Annotated in this window: 15 protein-coding genes and 1 pseudogene; 10 read left to right on the forward strand and 6 right to left on the reverse strand. The window is 38.3% G+C overall.

Features of this window, described 5'->3' with window-relative positions; genetic code table 11:
* The first annotated feature begins 30 nt into the window (after window positions 1–30).
* Genes ACK1JC_RS06960 through ACK1JC_RS06970 form a run of 3 tightly spaced genes read left to right on the forward strand, consistent with a single transcriptional unit; the run spans window position 31 to window position 3,776 of the window.
* Complete coding sequence (locus ACK1JC_RS06960; protein WP_409511137.1) at window positions 31–969, forward strand: ABC transporter permease; 939 nt, start codon at window positions 31–33, stop codon at window positions 967–969.
* Window positions 970–978: 9 nt separating this feature from the next.
* Entirely contained in the window at window positions 979–2,049 is a 1,071-nt protein-coding gene (locus tag ACK1JC_RS06965) for an ABC transporter permease (protein ID WP_409511138.1), read from the forward strand.
* An 11-nt stretch (window positions 2,050–2,060) separates the two neighbouring features.
* The gene (locus ACK1JC_RS06970; RefSeq protein WP_409511139.1) at window positions 2,061–3,776 is read left to right on the forward strand and encodes an ABC transporter ATP-binding protein; all 1,716 of its coding nucleotides are present in this window, start codon (window positions 2,061–2,063) and stop codon (window positions 3,774–3,776) included.
* A 545-nt stretch (window positions 3,777–4,321) separates the two neighbouring features.
* On the opposite strand, the pseudogene rluB reads toward ACK1JC_RS06970, so the two are convergent.
* The 3 genes and pseudogenes from rluB to ACK1JC_RS06985 all read right to left on the reverse strand — a co-directional run.
* Window positions 4,322–5,179: pseudogene (gene rluB, locus ACK1JC_RS06975) on the reverse strand (23S rRNA pseudouridine(2605) synthase RluB); the annotation flags it as partial.
* A gap of 41 nt (window positions 5,180–5,220) precedes the next feature.
* A complete protein-coding gene (gene scpB, locus ACK1JC_RS06980; RefSeq protein ID WP_409511140.1) occupies window positions 5,221–5,811 on the reverse strand; it encodes an SMC-Scp complex subunit ScpB in 591 nt (196 codons plus the stop codon).
* Window positions 5,808–6,602 (reverse strand): segregation and condensation protein A, encoded by a 795-nt coding sequence (locus ACK1JC_RS06985; RefSeq protein ID WP_409511141.1) that lies wholly within the window; start codon window positions 6,600–6,602, stop codon window positions 5,808–5,810. The genes scpB and ACK1JC_RS06985 overlap by 4 nt, the downstream gene beginning before the upstream one ends.
* A gap of 295 nt (window positions 6,603–6,897) precedes the next feature.
* On the opposite strand from ACK1JC_RS06985, the gene ACK1JC_RS06990 reads away from it, so the two are divergent.
* Complete coding sequence (locus ACK1JC_RS06990) at window positions 6,898–7,680, forward strand: GNAT family N-acetyltransferase (protein WP_409511142.1); 783 nt, start codon at window positions 6,898–6,900, stop codon at window positions 7,678–7,680.
* A 124-nt stretch (window positions 7,681–7,804) separates the two neighbouring features.
* Here the strand turns inward: ACK1JC_RS06990 and ACK1JC_RS06995 are convergent, their stop codons facing one another.
* Window positions 7,805–8,422: an L-threonylcarbamoyladenylate synthase gene (locus ACK1JC_RS06995; RefSeq protein WP_409511143.1), complete on the reverse strand. Its 618-nt coding sequence runs from the start codon at window positions 8,420–8,422 to the stop codon at window positions 7,805–7,807.
* 600 nt (window positions 8,423–9,022) lie between these two features.
* Window positions 9,023–9,685 (reverse strand): elongation factor P hydroxylase, encoded by a 663-nt coding sequence (locus tag ACK1JC_RS07000; RefSeq protein WP_409511144.1) that lies wholly within the window; start codon window positions 9,683–9,685, stop codon window positions 9,023–9,025.
* Window positions 9,686–9,782: 97 nt separating this feature from the next.
* On the opposite strand from ACK1JC_RS07000, the gene ACK1JC_RS07005 reads away from it, so the two are divergent.
* From ACK1JC_RS07005 to lysM, 6 genes are all read left to right on the forward strand, one after another.
* Window positions 9,783–10,346 (forward strand): YceD family protein, encoded by a 564-nt coding sequence (locus tag ACK1JC_RS07005; protein ID WP_409511145.1) that lies wholly within the window; start codon window positions 9,783–9,785, stop codon window positions 10,344–10,346.
* 74 nt (window positions 10,347–10,420) lie between these two features.
* A complete protein-coding gene (gene rpmF, locus ACK1JC_RS07010; RefSeq protein WP_409511146.1) occupies window positions 10,421–10,606 on the forward strand; it encodes a 50S ribosomal protein L32 in 186 nt (61 codons plus the stop codon).
* Between the two features lie 167 nt (window positions 10,607–10,773).
* Window positions 10,774–11,760 (forward strand): ACP S-malonyltransferase, encoded by a 987-nt coding sequence (gene fabD, locus ACK1JC_RS07015; protein ID WP_409511147.1) that lies wholly within the window; start codon window positions 10,774–10,776, stop codon window positions 11,758–11,760.
* Window positions 11,757–12,491 carry a 3-oxoacyl-ACP reductase FabG gene (fabG, locus tag ACK1JC_RS07020; protein WP_409511148.1) on the forward strand — a complete coding sequence of 245 codons (735 nt, stop codon included), beginning with the start codon at window positions 11,757–11,759 and terminating at the stop codon, window positions 12,489–12,491. The genes fabD and fabG overlap by 4 nt, the downstream gene beginning before the upstream one ends.
* Window positions 12,492–12,575: 84 nt before the next feature.
* Window positions 12,576–12,812 (forward strand): acyl carrier protein, encoded by a 237-nt coding sequence (gene acpP, locus ACK1JC_RS07025; protein ID WP_004651013.1) that lies wholly within the window; start codon window positions 12,576–12,578, stop codon window positions 12,810–12,812.
* 210 nt (window positions 12,813–13,022) lie between these two features.
* Entirely contained in the window at window positions 13,023–13,496 is a 474-nt protein-coding gene (gene lysM, locus ACK1JC_RS07030) for a peptidoglycan-binding protein LysM (RefSeq protein ID WP_409511149.1), read from the forward strand.
* Between the two features lie 462 nt (window positions 13,497–13,958).
* On the opposite strand, the gene ACK1JC_RS07035 is transcribed toward lysM, so the two are convergent.
* On the reverse strand, window positions 13,959–14,570 hold the full coding sequence (locus tag ACK1JC_RS07035) for a DUF805 domain-containing protein (RefSeq protein WP_409511150.1): 612 nt from the start codon (window positions 14,568–14,570) through the stop codon (window positions 13,959–13,961).
* Window positions 14,571–14,772: the final 202 nt, after the last annotated feature.

The following is a 14,772-nucleotide window of genomic DNA, read 5'->3' on the forward strand; positions in this document are numbered from 1 at the left end:
TATTCAAAAAATAATACAAAGGAATGAAGAATGTTGGCATATATCATACGGCGTTTATGGCAAATGATTCCCACCATGTTGGGTGTGATTTTGCTAATTTTTTTCTTGTTCAATTGGGTCGGTGGTGACCCTGCATATATTCTTGCAGGGAAAATGGCAAATCTTGAACAAATTGAAAATATACGTCAACAATTGGGTGTCGACCAGCCGTATTATGTACAGTTAGGCATTTTCATCAAGCAAATTATTACCTTTGATTATGGTGTGAGTTGGAGTACAGGCGAATCAGTTTCAGCGATTATTCTGACACGTTTGGGACCATCATTCACCATTATGATTCCTTTGGTCATATTACAAACCGTCATTTCAATCATTCTGGCACTTGCAGTTGCTTCGGTTCGAGGTACATTGACAGATCGTATGCTGATGATGCTGTGTACTATTGGTATGTCGATTAGTATTTTGGTTTATATCATTGTGTTCCAATACTTTTTTGCCTACAAGCTCGGTTGGTTTCCCGTACAAGGTTGGGGGGGAAGCTTTAGTGAAAATTTATTGAAATATTCATTGCTTCCAATCTTGATTATGTTAGTGGTCAGTGTTGCGCCAACATTACGTTTATATCGAAGCTTTATTTTAGATGAAATAAATCAGGACTATGTTCGAACAGCACGTGCAAAAGGCGTAAGTGAGCGACGCGTCTTAGGTGTGCATGTCCTACGTAATGCATCCATTCCGATCATTACGGATGTGATGTCAAGTTTACCTGCATTGCTCATTGGTGCCTTTTTAATTGAGCGTTTCTTCGGTATTCCTGGTATTGGGCGGGAAGTGATTATTGCAGTTGAGCGTAGTGATTTTCCTGTGATTAAAGCCATTACGGTTTATGTTGCCGCTGCAACGATGATCTTTAATTTGATGGCAGACCTTATCTATAAAGTGGTTGATCCACGTGTACAGTTGAAGTAGGTGAGAATGATGCTTAATATTTTCACTAAAAAAATTGATACCTCACAACAAGACTTATCATCAGGTATAAGGCGCTTGGCAATGCGTCGTTTAAAAGCAGATCGTATTGCGATGGCTTCATTGTTCATTGTGCTGAGTTTTTTCCTGATGTTGGTTTTATCCATGACAGGCTTGATCGCCAAAGATTGGAATAAAGAAGTAGCTGTGAGTTATACACCACCGACATTCATAGCCATAGATCAAAAAGTTATAGATCGCTCAACAATGATTGAGCAAAGCACAGTAAACCAATCGAGCAATCAAATTGATTATTATGGCATTCAAGACCCACTTGCAGAAGATATGAGAGCCATAGATCAACAATTGGATGGTCATTTACTTGATCAACAAAGCGAACTGAAAACCAGCTTGCCTTTTGGTGCCGATAAATGGGGACGAGATATTATATTAAAAACCATTAAAGGTGCTGAAACTTCAATTTTAGTGGGATTAATTTCCGCTTTAATTGCAGTGGTTATTGGAACATTCTTAGGTGCAATCGCTGGTTATTTTGGCGGTTGGGTTGATGATCTCCTGAATTGGTTCTATAACGTTTTTACTTCGATTCCTTATTTACTTTTAGTCTTGGCAATTGCGGCTGTACTGCAACAAAAAGGCATATTATCCATTGTTCTGATTCTCGGGTTGACGGGGTGGACAGGTGTGTTTCGTCTCATCCGTGCGGAATATATGAAACATACTTCACGTGAATATATATTGGCTGCCAAAGCCATTGGCGTGAGTCATATGCGTCGTATGTTTGTGCATATTTTTCCGAATGTTAGTCATATTGCGCTTGTTCAAATGTCCATTTTGGTTGTTTCATTTATTAAGTCTGAAGTGATTCTCAGCTTCTTAGGTTTTGGTGTACCGGTGGGGGTCGTGTCTTGGGGCAGTATGCTCAATGAAGCGCAAAGTGAATTGATTTTAGGTAAATGGTGGCAGTTGGTGGCAGCATCTGTCGCGATGGCCGTTCTAGTCACAGCATTTTCAATGTTTACCGATGCATTACGTGATGCACTTGACCCGAAACTGAAGTAAGGAGCAGAAAGATGTCAGAACAAAACGCTACACCTTCTGTGCTACTCAGCGTTGAAAATCTCAGTGTTTGTTTTAAAGGTGAAAATAAGCAACTTACCGAAACAGTCAAAGGTATTTCTTTTCAAATACCACCAAATACAACAGTGGCATTGGTTGGTGAATCGGGTAGTGGTAAATCAGTCACAGCATTGGCAATGATGGCTTTGCTGCCTGTTGGACAGTCTGAAATTGCTAAAAAAAGTAAAATCATGTTTGAAGGTAAAGACTTAATCAGTCTTTCAACTCAAGAAATGCGGGCCATATGTGGTAAAGATATTGCCATGATTTTCCAAGAACCGATGTCATCACTCAATCCTGTATTTACTGTGGGTGAACAGATTGCAGAAATCATGCGTATTCATTTGGGTTATGGGCGCAAGCAAGCCAAAAAACGTGTTTTAGAATTGCTCAAAGAAGTCGGTATTTCATCACCTGAAACGAAGATAGATGCGTATCCAAGTCAGCTTTCAGGAGGACAACAGCAGCGAGTCATGATTGCTATGGCAATCGCATGTGAACCTAAATTACTCATTGCTGATGAGCCAACAACTGCCTTAGACGTTACGATTCAAAAGCAAATTTTGGATTTACTTGAATCTTTACGCAAACGTCGTCAAATGTCGATGCTGTTCATTACCCATGATTTGGCTTTGGTTAGTGAAATAGCAGATGAAGTGATTGTGATGCGTCATGGTGAAATTCGTGAGCAAGGCTTGGCAAAAGATGTCTTGGAATCTCCGAAAGATGCTTATACAAAGGCATTATTACTTTGTCGTCCTTCTTTATTACATCGACCTTATCGTTTACCTGTGATTAGTGATTTTCTGAAACAGCAGGATGGTCATTGGGTGGAGAGTATGACGCTTTCTGAGTTGAATACAACAGATCATAAACGTGGTCTAGATGGTAGTGAAGAAATCATTCTAGATGTACATGATTTAAAAAAATCATTTTTTAACCGTAAAGGTTTTTTCGCTAAAGATGAGTTTCATGCGGTGAAAGGAGCTTCTTTTCAACTTGCAAAGGGTAAAACTTTAGGCTTAGTGGGAGAGTCTGGTTCAGGCAAAACCACCATTGGTTTATTACTGATGCGTTTGCAAGAAGCAACGAGCGGTAAAGTGTTGTTTCAAGGTAAAGATATTTTAGCGATGTCTGAAAAAGAGTTCACTCAATATCAACGTAAGATTCAAATTGTTTTTCAAAATCCTTATGCATCGCTAAATCCACGTTTTACTGTCGGACAGATTTTGATGGAGCCAATGCAGGTTCATAAAATTGGTGAAAATGATGTAGAACGTAAGCAAATGGCGTTAGATTTACTTGAGCGTGTAAGTTTACCTACGCAAGCATTTGATCGTTATCCGCACGAGTTTTCGGGGGGACAACGTCAACGTATTGCCATTGCACGTTGTTTAACTTTGAAGCCTGAAATTTTGATTTGTGATGAATCTGTATCGGCATTGGATGTTTCTGTTCAAGCACAAGTATTGAATTTATTACAAGATTTGCAGGATGAGTTTGGGTTGAGCTATATCTTTATTTCACATGATTTGGCTGTAGTGAAATATATTTCTGATCAGATTATGGTCATGAACCACGGTGAGATTGTTGAAATTGCCAATTCCGATGAGTTATACGCTTCACCAAAGCATGAATATACTAAGCGCTTAGTAAGTGCAATTTTATAAGGTGTTGTGAAAAATATTAAATTTCATTCTAACAAAAAAAGAAGCCACTCATTTGAGTGGCTTCTTTTTTAAAGACCATTTAAAAATGTCGCTTTAATTTAGAACTTTTTGAAACCTTTATTTACGACAAATGGTTTTTTCTTTTCAACTTGTTGTGGTTCGCTACGTTCTTGTTGATCGAACGAAGGACGTGGTGTACGAATTTGACGTTCACTTGGAAAACGGTTGCCACGACTTTCAGTGCTACGTGCATTGAAGCTGTTACCGCGGTTTTCCGAGTTACCTGCATTAAAGCGATTGCCACGATTATCGTTATTGCCTGCATTGAAGCTATTACCACGATTTTCCGCTGAGTTATTACGCTGAGGACGATCGCCATAAGGACGCTTATCGCCACGCTGTTCAGTGCGTTGATCGCCACGTTGTTCTGTACGCTGATCTGGACGTGGTGAACGGTTGTTAAAGCGATTGTCATTATTACGGTTATCGAAACGGTTATTATCACCCATGTTACGATATTCACGTTGTTGCTGTTCAGGTTGGTTTTCACCTTCTGTATCGCGGCGTTGTTGACGTAAATAGCCACCACGACGTGCAGCTAAAGGTTTGTCTTGCATACGTTCAGTACGGCGTTTTGCCATACCATATAAGCCTGTACCCTGACGTGGTTTCAACTCAACAGCTTTTGTTAAGTTGTCGATATCATTCTTGTCCAATTCCATCCAACGACCTGTGCGCAATTCACGTGGTAAAATAACTGTACCGTAACGAGTACGAAGTAAACGGCTAACTTTCAGCCCTTGAGATTCAAAAATACGACGAACCTCACGGTTACGACCTTCTTTTACAACAACTTGATACCAACGGTTGATCCCTTCACCACCAATTTCAGAGAAAGATTCAAACTTTGCAGGACCATCATCCAAAACAACACCATTAATCATGTTGTTTTTCAGTTGCGGCGTTACTTCACCCATGACACGCACAGCATATTCACGTTCAATTTCGTTTGATGGGTGCATCAAACGGTTAGCAAGTTCACCATCATTGGTAAACATTAACAAACCTGTAGAGTTGATGTCCAAACGACCGACCATGACCCAACGATCATTGGCAATGGTTGGTAAGTTTTCAAAAACTGTTGGACGTGACTCTGGATCGCTACGTGAGCAGATTTCACCTTCTGGTTTGTAATAAATCAACACACGACGACGAATTTCATCTTCAATTTGGAACTGAACTTTACGACCATCGATGCGAAGCTCATCATTGGGTTCGATTCGTTCACCAACAGAGGCAACTTCACCATTGACGCTCACACGACCTGCGGCAATGACTTCTTCCATATAGCGGCGGGACCCCAGTCCAACGCGCGCAAGCACCTTTTGTAATTTTTCACTCATGACAGCATAACCTTAGAAATAATATTCAACAGTGCACCTATTTATGATTTTGGAGCATTCGCATCCAACGCCATAAAAGCTTCCTTGGCATCCTGTAGGGGAGGCAACTGACCCAATGAAACAAGGCCAAATGCATTTAAAAATTGGGGCGTTGTCACCAACAACGCAGGTCTTCCAGGGAGTTCTCTAAAACCAGATTCTTTAATCCAATTCCAATCAAATAATGTCCGAAGTAGCTGACTATTATTCGTAACTCCCCGTATTTGCTCAATATCAGCACGTGTCACGGGCTGATGGTAAGCGATCACTGCAACGGTTTCCAGCAGTGACGGAGATAATTTTGTTGGGCGTTCAGGCCAGACTTGAGCAATCGTATTGCGATACTTTGCACGGACTTGAAAACGGTAACCTTGTGCAGTTTCAATTAATTCAATTGCACGTCCATGTTGCAGAACGGCAAGTTGCTGCAAGTAATGACGTAATTCAGTTTTATTGAACTGATCTTGAAACGCTTCTTTTAAACGGGCAACAGAAACAGGCGCATCACTTGCAAAAATAATAGCTTCAAGTTGCATTAAAATTTCATGGCGATGTTCATCGGCTTGAAAATTTTGATCTTGTTCTATATTCATGGTGTTGCCCCTTGTATCGTCAATGGCGCATCGAGACCTGAAGAAAGAATATGAATTTTATTTTGACGAGTCAGTTCTAAAATCGCCATAAATGTCACGACTAAACCCATCCGACCTTGACTTGGTCGAAGTAAATCGTTGAAACCTAAGATATTGCCAGATTGAGTCATATATTCAATATAGGCAATACGTTCTTCAAGTAATACAGGTTCTTGTTCAATATTATGCGTTACAGGTTCAGGACGGTTAAAAATGCAATACAGCGCATCTTTTAACAAAGCAACATCATAACCTTCTTGAACAACAGGAATATCGCCTAATGACACATTACTATTGAATGTATCTCGTTCTAAAATATGCATTTTACCCAAGCGTTCAGCTGCTTGTTTAATGCGTAAATAGGTTTCTAAACGGTCAATCAGTTCTTTTTTCGGATCTTTTTCTAAAGTGACTGCTTTCGGTTTAGGCAATAACAAACGTGATTTTAAATCTGCCAATAGAGCTGCCATGACCAAATAATCTGCAGTTAGTTCAATATTTAGTGACTTCATTTCATTGATATACGACAAATATTGTGCAGCAATAGGCGCAATATCAAGTTGTAATAAATCAAAGCCATTTTTTTGAATTAAATAAATTAAAAAATCGAGTGGTCCTTCGAAATGTTCAAGCAGAATTTCGAATGCAGCGGGAGGAATATACAGATCATCAGGGATCGAGTCTTGCCATTCATCCAATACACGGATGTGCAACATTTGATGATCGATTACATCATGATTTACTAAAGTCATTACCGTTTTTAGCCACGCGAATTTTCAAAGGCATGAAAAAAGCGATTCGAAGATCACTACAGAATAAAAGAGAAGATAAAGTGAATGTCGAAAAGCATTTCGAGAAAGTTTGCCTATTCTAGAGCAAAAATGCTGATGAATAAATTACCAAATGTATAAAAATGATAAAAAACCCGAAAAAAGTTAAGGTTTTTTCTTTATTCAGTTGGTATTCAAAATTATTTGTTAATAAAGGTGGATAAAATTACAAAAATATGCATTATTGTAAATTTTGTCACAAAATTAAAGAATTAAGATGCTTAATTATCAAAAAATACAAGAAAATGATTTAAGTCAACAGGTTGGTGTAGATGTTCAACTTGAGCAAGCACAACATTTTCAGCCAGAACAACTTAATGGTCGTTGGGGTAAACTGATTCCATTGCAAACATTAGAATCTGATTCAACATTATTTCGTAGTATGTGGCGAACGATTGAACGTGAAAGCAATAAAGGTGTTTGGACTTATTTGCCTTATGATGAATTTGTTTTTCAAGTTCAGCTTGAAGGCGCGTTGAAATCTAATTTTGCATTAAAGCATGCACTGCACTATTTAGTACAGGTTGGGCATCAGGCGATTGGATGGGTGGGATTGATTAATATTCGTGAAAAAGATCAGGTTGCTGAAATTGGTAATCTTTATTTTTCCGATCAACTTAGACAAACGACTGCTGCAACAGAAGTGATCTACTTATTATTGGAAGAATGTTTTTGCAAAGGCTTTCGTAAAATTGAATGGCGTTGTGATGATTTGAATGAAGCATCTATCAATGCTGCTGTACGTTTAGGTTTCCTTTATGAAGGAACACTCCGTCAAGATCGTATTGTGAAAGGCAAAAACCGAAATACGGCTTGTTTTTCAATGTTGGATGAAGAGTGGAAGCGTATTTCATTTGCATTTCAAGATTGGTTAAAACAGGATAATTTTACAGTAAATCGTCAACAAAAAACTCGTCTTGAAGAGTTTATGAAACAATATCCAATTACAGGGCGTTTAGAAAAAGAAATTAAAGAGCGTTTAATGGCAGAAGTAAGTTAAATATGTTCTTATTTACACATCATTAATGTGTTTGATTAAGCGCTGATATAAATCAGCCATTGTCATTTTGAATGACCAATGGCTATTTTTTGAATGATTGTCTCAAATCATTTGAGATATTGAATTATTCAAATGCGCTTACATCACCGACACCGCGACGAATGATTTCGGGATTTAGCCCTGATAAATCGACAATACTTGTGGTGGTTAAAGTTCCGAGTCCGCTATCAATAAACACATCAATGCGTTTTTCAAGTTGTTGCTCAATGTCATAAGGATCATCGAGTGGTGCATCATCCCCAGGTAAGATCAGCGTACTGGTCAGTAAAGGTTCACCAAGTTCTTTAAGTAGCATTTGGCAAACAGTATTACTTGGTACGCGTAGTCCAATGGTTTTTTTCTTCGGATGCATTAAACGCCGAGGCACTTCACTTGTTGCAGGCAATATGTAAGTCGTCACGGCAGGGGTGTTGGCTTTAAGTAGTCGGTACATGGCATTGTCGACTTTGGCATACGTTGCAATATCAGATAAATCTGCACAAATAATGGCGTATTGGTGTTTTGCCCCAAGTCCACGAATTTGTGCAATACGTTCCATGGCATTTTTATTACCAATTTGACAACCAATGGCATAGGCGGCATCAGTTGGATAAACAATCACATCACCAGCACGTATGCGTTCAACAGCTTGGCTAATTAGACGAGGTTGTGGGTTGTCAGGATGTACTCTTAAATGCAGCATATCTTTTCTCCTGATTCAAATTATCTATTTATATAGTAGTGAAAATTAGTACAATTAAACATCATTATTATTGTAATTATAGACCAATTGTCGAAAGAAAGTTGATGATTTCAAGAGAGATATTTTATCTTGACGATTTGACTTTAAATCATATTATTTCAACATAATTGGATTATCTTTCTCAGTTTTCGATTGTAGATGATATGGCGAATATTTTTCGATAAGAGATAAATAGATACAATCAGAAATCCATAACGAAACAATGAATCTTGTAAAGAATGAAATTGAAAGGTCATTTTTGAACCTAAAATAATGAATATAAAAGCAACCCAAACCATAACAAACAGTAGTTTTATGAATATTGAAAAGCGCAGCACATTGGAAATGATACGTTGTCGTTCTTGCTTAGTTTGCGTATTCATTAGCGATGCAAGAAGAGCAGGTGATGTAGATATACTTTTTAAAAGTTCTCGGTCACCTTGTTGAAAGCCAAATTTTATTTTTTCTAGCAATACAGTGATTATTTCTTGGTTTTTGAGCATGGGTTATATTCACTTAGTTAGAAATGCATAGAATCATCTATAATCTATAGAAGTTTGATTAATTGAGTTCGCTACGTAAGAAATCGTGCTTTTGTAATGTTTTGCCACCGCGAAGGCTAGTACAAATACAGTCAATAAAACGTTGAGCATCACGTGGAAGTTTCGTTTTACCGCTAAAATAATCTTGAACTTGAGCGAAAACATTGTCTTTGAATACAGCGCCATCACCACCATCACCTGTTAAATTATCAAGTGATACACGAAATTTACGACCAAAGGCTTTAGAAAATAACCATTCAATGGCTTGTGGCTTAATTTCTACCGATTCAAATAATGCCTGTTGTTCAGCTGTTCGACCATCGGGTGCATACCAATAGCCTAAGTCAGGCAAAAGTCGGCGTTGTTCGCCTGCAATCGTCCAATGGCTAATTTCATGCAATGCACTGTTAAAAAAACCATGAGCAAATTGAATACGAGCAGGTTGTTGTTCTACCGAAGGAAAATATTCGGGTTCATCAATTCCACGAATCAGCACAACATTTAAGTGGGAAAACCAATCATTAAAGTGTAAGATAAGCCAATCAACTTGTTGAGCTTCAGTCTGTAAATCTACCCATTGAAAACGTTGTGCAAGGGCTAGGTTCTCAGCAGATATTGGAGTTGAATTTGTATTGAACTGTAATGAAGGAGTGACTTCAGGTTGCGGCTGCAACTGTTGCATGACTTGTATTACCCAAATGATCTGTCTAAATAAGTACAAAATTGTATCTTAATCTTTGACAGAGTACCGATGAATTTGTAGAATTGCCGCCTAAATTATGTCAGCAAATACCTTTCCGGCACAGATTGAGCCGTTTAAATGGGCCGAACAAGGCTACGCATGGGCAGGAACACTGCCTTTGTCTCGTTTTGTTCGAATTACCCGTGAAGCTGTTGGATCAATTGATAATCAATTGATTACCATAGACTGTAAGCTATCAATGGATGCGTATCATCGTATCATTTGGCTAGATGGTCATGTAGAAACGCAAGTTCCAGTGGAATGCCAACGTTGTTTGGATTCAGTTGAAATTTCGTTATCTTCAGACTTCCATCTTGCACTTGTTGATGATGAGTCACTGATAGAGCGCTTGGATGAGGATGCTGATTTCATCGTCTTAGGTGAAAGTGAAGCTACAACGAAGGGGGATTATTTAACCAATACCTCACCGACTGTAGATTTACTCGCACTTATAGAAGATGAATTATTATTGTTGATGCCTTTGTCTCCTAAGCATGACGTTTGTGAGCATAAGCATCAACCAGTTGTTCAGGACACTGTAGAAGAAAAACAGGATAATCCGTTTGATATTCTTGCAGGTCTAAAAGGTAAACTTAACTGATTTTTATGTTATACTACCGAGCTAAGACAACCGACTTTGTTCTGATCCATTTTTTCGATTTGTAAGGAGCCATCATGGCCGTTCAGCAAAACCGTAAAAGTCGCTCTCGCCGTGACATGCGCCGTTCACATGACGCTTTAACCGAGAATGCATTAACTGTAGACCAAACTACGGGTGAGACTCATCGTCGTCACCACGTAACTAAAGACGGTTTCTACCGTGGTCGTCAATTGTTCGCTAAAGCAACTGCTGCTGAATAATTGAAACAGCATTAAGCGTAAGCTTAGTGAAAAATTGGGAGCGAAAGCTCCCTTTTTTTGTTTGTAAAATCTGCTTTTTTTGTTGTATTTCGCAATTAAAATAATTTTTATTTACTGTAGAATTGCCGCATCGGAAACGAGCAAAGATTAAATAAGGGACTTTTTATATGTCTGCTAAACGACTCGAGCAAGCGGCTCAAGCGACTAAAACTGCATTTTTGTTCCCAGGACAGGGCTCACAAAAAATCGGGATGCTTGCAGAGCTTGCTGAACAGTTTGCTGTGGTAGGTGAAACTTTTGCGGAAGCTTCTGAAGCATTGGGTTATGACTTATGGCACATTGCGCAAAGTGGAGAAGGTCTCGATCAGACTGAAAATACACAACCTGTGCTTTTAACAGCAAGTATTGCATTATGGCGTGTATGGTTAGATTTAGGTGGTGTTGCACCAAAATACCTTGCAGGTCATTCACTTGGTGAATACAGTGCATTGGTTGCGGCAAATGCAATGACACTGACAGATGCTGTGAAGTTGGTTCATTTACGTGGCAAGTTGATGCAATCGGCTGTACCACAAGGTCAAGGTGCGATGGCAGCAATTTTGGGTCTGGATGATGCCAAAGTGCTTGAACTCTGCGCGCAAGCAAGTGTTGATGGACAAGGTTCTGTCGATGCTGCAAATTACAATGCACAAGGTCAAGTTGTTGTTGCTGGTGATAAAGCCAAAGTAGAAGCAGTCATGGTGGCGGCGAAAGAGAGTGGTGGTAAAGCTATTGCACTGCCTGTCTCTGTTCCATCGCATTGCTCACTGATGAAGCCAGCAGCAGAAAAGTTTGCAGAAGCGTTGGAACAAACTGCCATTGAGATGCCATCTATTCCTGTATTACAAAATGTCAACGCTGCGATTGCGACTGATGTCGCGCAATTACGTCAAAATTTAACTGCGCAACTTTATCAATCTGTGCAGTGGACGAAGACCATGCAATATTTACAGGATCAAGGAATTCAGTATGTTGCAGAGTGTGGTCCTGGTAATGTATTGAGCAATCTTGCAAAACGATTGCCGAATATTGAAAAAGCTCTTCCTTTTGATACGCAAAGCCGTATGGAAGATGCATTGAATGCCATTCTAGTGGCAGAAGGAAAAATTGCATGACGCAAGAACGTAAAGTTGCACTTGTTACAGGTGCAAGCCGAGGGATTGGCGCAGCCATTGCTCAGCAGCTTATTTTAGACGGTTATTTTGTTGTTGGTACGGCAACTTCTGAATCAGGTGCAGAAAAACTTTCTGTATCATTTGCTGATCAGGGTGTGGGTGCTGTACTTGATGTGCGTGATGGTGCTGCAATTGATACCTTAGTATCAGGCATTGAACAAAAATATGGTTCAGTGATGGTCTTGGTGAATAATGCCGGCATTACCAAAGACAATTTATTGCTTCGTATGTCTGAAGATGATTGGGATGACATTCTCAATATTCATTTGAAAGCGGTGTTCCGTTTATCTAAACGTGTATTGAAAGGTATGACTAAAGCGCGTTTTGGTCGCATCATCAACATTAGTTCTGTGGTTGCACATTTTGCTAACCCAGGACAAGCAAACTATTCTGCTGCCAAAGCAGGGATTGAGGCATTTAGCCGCAGCCTTGCAAAAGAAATGGGTAGTCGTCAGATTACTGTAAATAGTATTGCACCAGGCTTTATTGCAACAGAAATGACTGAACAACTTAGCGAAGAGATTCGTAAAAAAATGAGTGATCAGGTTGCATTAAGTCGTTTTGGTGAGACACAAGACATTGCCAATGCGGTGAGTTTCTTAGCTTCTGACAAGGCAAGTTACATCACAGGTACAGTGTTACATGTAAATGGTGGTTTATACATGGCTTAATGCGATGTGTAAACTTTGAAAATTTTTAAAATTCAATTAAACTAGTGGCAATTATAAACGCCACAAGCAATGAGGAGAATTCCTGTGAGCGATATCGAACTACGCATTAAACAAGCGGTTGCTGAACAACTTGGTCTTAAAGCTGAAGAAATCAAAAACGAAGCATCTTTCATGGATGACTTAGGTGCTGATTCTTTAGATCTAGTTGAGCTTGTTATGTCTTTCGAAAATGACTTTGACATTACAATTCCAGATGAAGATTCTAACGAAATCACAACTGTTCAATCTGCAATTGACTATGTTTCTAAAAAACTTGGTTAATTGTTAGATTTCAGCCTGTGCTGAATTGAAAGCCACCGTAAGGTGGCTTTTTATTTTAAAATCATAAATTTAATACATACTTGTTTACATATCGTTACGTTTGTTTTACCAATGAGAACAACTTTCAGTATATTTTTTAGATATAAAAATAGAGTCATAATTTTTATAACACTTCAATAAACACAGCTAAATACACAACGGAGAATAACAATGGGTCTTTTTGATTTTATTAAAGGCATTGGTAAAAAAAATACAGCACCTGCAGAAACTCAAGCTGCACCAGCAACTCCTTTAGAGCCATCAGCGCAAGAAATCGCAAACAAGCTTTTAGGGCACATTAAAGCATTGGGCTTACCTGTAACAGGATTATCTGTTAGCTATAATGGCGCATCAGACTTGGCGACCATTGCGGGTCAAGTACAGACTCAAGCAGATAAAGAAAAAATTATTCTTGCGGTGGGTAATATTGATCATGTGGCACAGGTCGATGATCAGATGACAGTGGTGGCACCAGAGCCTGAAAGTAAGTTTTATACAGTAAAATCAGGTGATAATCTTTCTAAAATTTCGAAAGAGTTTTATGGTGATGCAAACCAATACAATAAGATTTTTGAAGCAAATCGTCCATTGTTGAAAAATGCAGATGATATTTTTCCAGGTCAGGTATTACGTATTCCTGCATAAGTATGGTTGAATATTAGTATTTTTATAACGTATTGATTAAATAAAAGAATGTACATGAATTTGTACATTCTTTTTTGTTTTGATTAAAAATAATAAGAATCACTTATTTTAAGTTTTATTTTTTGATGTGCAAGTACTCCATATTTATTCTTTTTTAGAAGTGGTGCTACGTGCTAACCAAATAATGAGGCAGTACCCGCCGATAATGGTAAAAATAACAGGTGCTATCAACCTGATTGATCAATGCTATGTAAATGATGTATGGCTACGACAAGCCTTGGAGTTGTTATTTTTAGTTTGGTACGATTAAAATTAATGCCCAAAAATAATCTCGGTATTATTTAGTGTGGAATAGTCTGAAATACCACCTTTCATGAATCTGTATAAATTTATAGTATTTGAATACGATGAGTATTGAAAAAACAGCGTAATCCATGCAGGTTTTACGCTGTTGAAATGGTTTTATTTCGCAGGTTTTCCCCATTGATTTGTTTCAGGTTTTGTTTCTGTTGCGAACCATACAATAAGTAGAATAGCTCCTATAAGAGGAATAAGGCAAATTAAGTACCACCATCCTGACTTCCCAATATCATGTAGGCGGCGAACTGACACCGCTAAGGATGGGATAAATAGGGCTAATGCTGTTAGCATGTAGAGTACTGAGGGTTTTTTGAAAATAATAGAATCAATCACGCTTGCGATAAGTATTACACCAAATTGTACAAGAATGAAAAACCAATATTCTTTGCGACGAGCGCGTCCCGAAAAATTTGCGTAATTTTTTAAACTTTTAACAAACCAATCAATTGGATTGTATTGTTCTTCATGTTTATTTTGGTCAGATAATTTATTGAGTTGATCTGATATTTGATTGATTGGGCTATTGTGATTGATCGCTATATAAATCTGTGTTGCATTGCCTTGCGCATCAATATTGAAATCAACACGATCTCCACGTGTTGGCGCACGTTGTCCTTGCCATTCTGAACCGCTGAAATTGTAGCGTTGTTGGTCATCGCCACTAATTACACCTGTATTGGTTTGAATTGCATAATCTAGAATAGTACCTTGCATATTTTCCTCATTATTTTCACTGTTATAAATGTTTGAATGTTAAATTTAATTATTTTACATTTGAATGTAGGTGGATATTTAATCTGAATATTAGCATGAAAATTAGTCAATAAAATCAACTTAATTGTGCTTTGAAATGCAAAAATTAAAAATTTAGGTTGAGATATAAATGGCACTAATTTTTTTATTTATTTTTATTGAG

Origin of the sequence: Acinetobacter sp. TY2 (genome assembly GCF_046269225.1) — a bacterium.
GTDB lineage: Bacteria > Pseudomonadota > Gammaproteobacteria > Pseudomonadales > Moraxellaceae > Acinetobacter.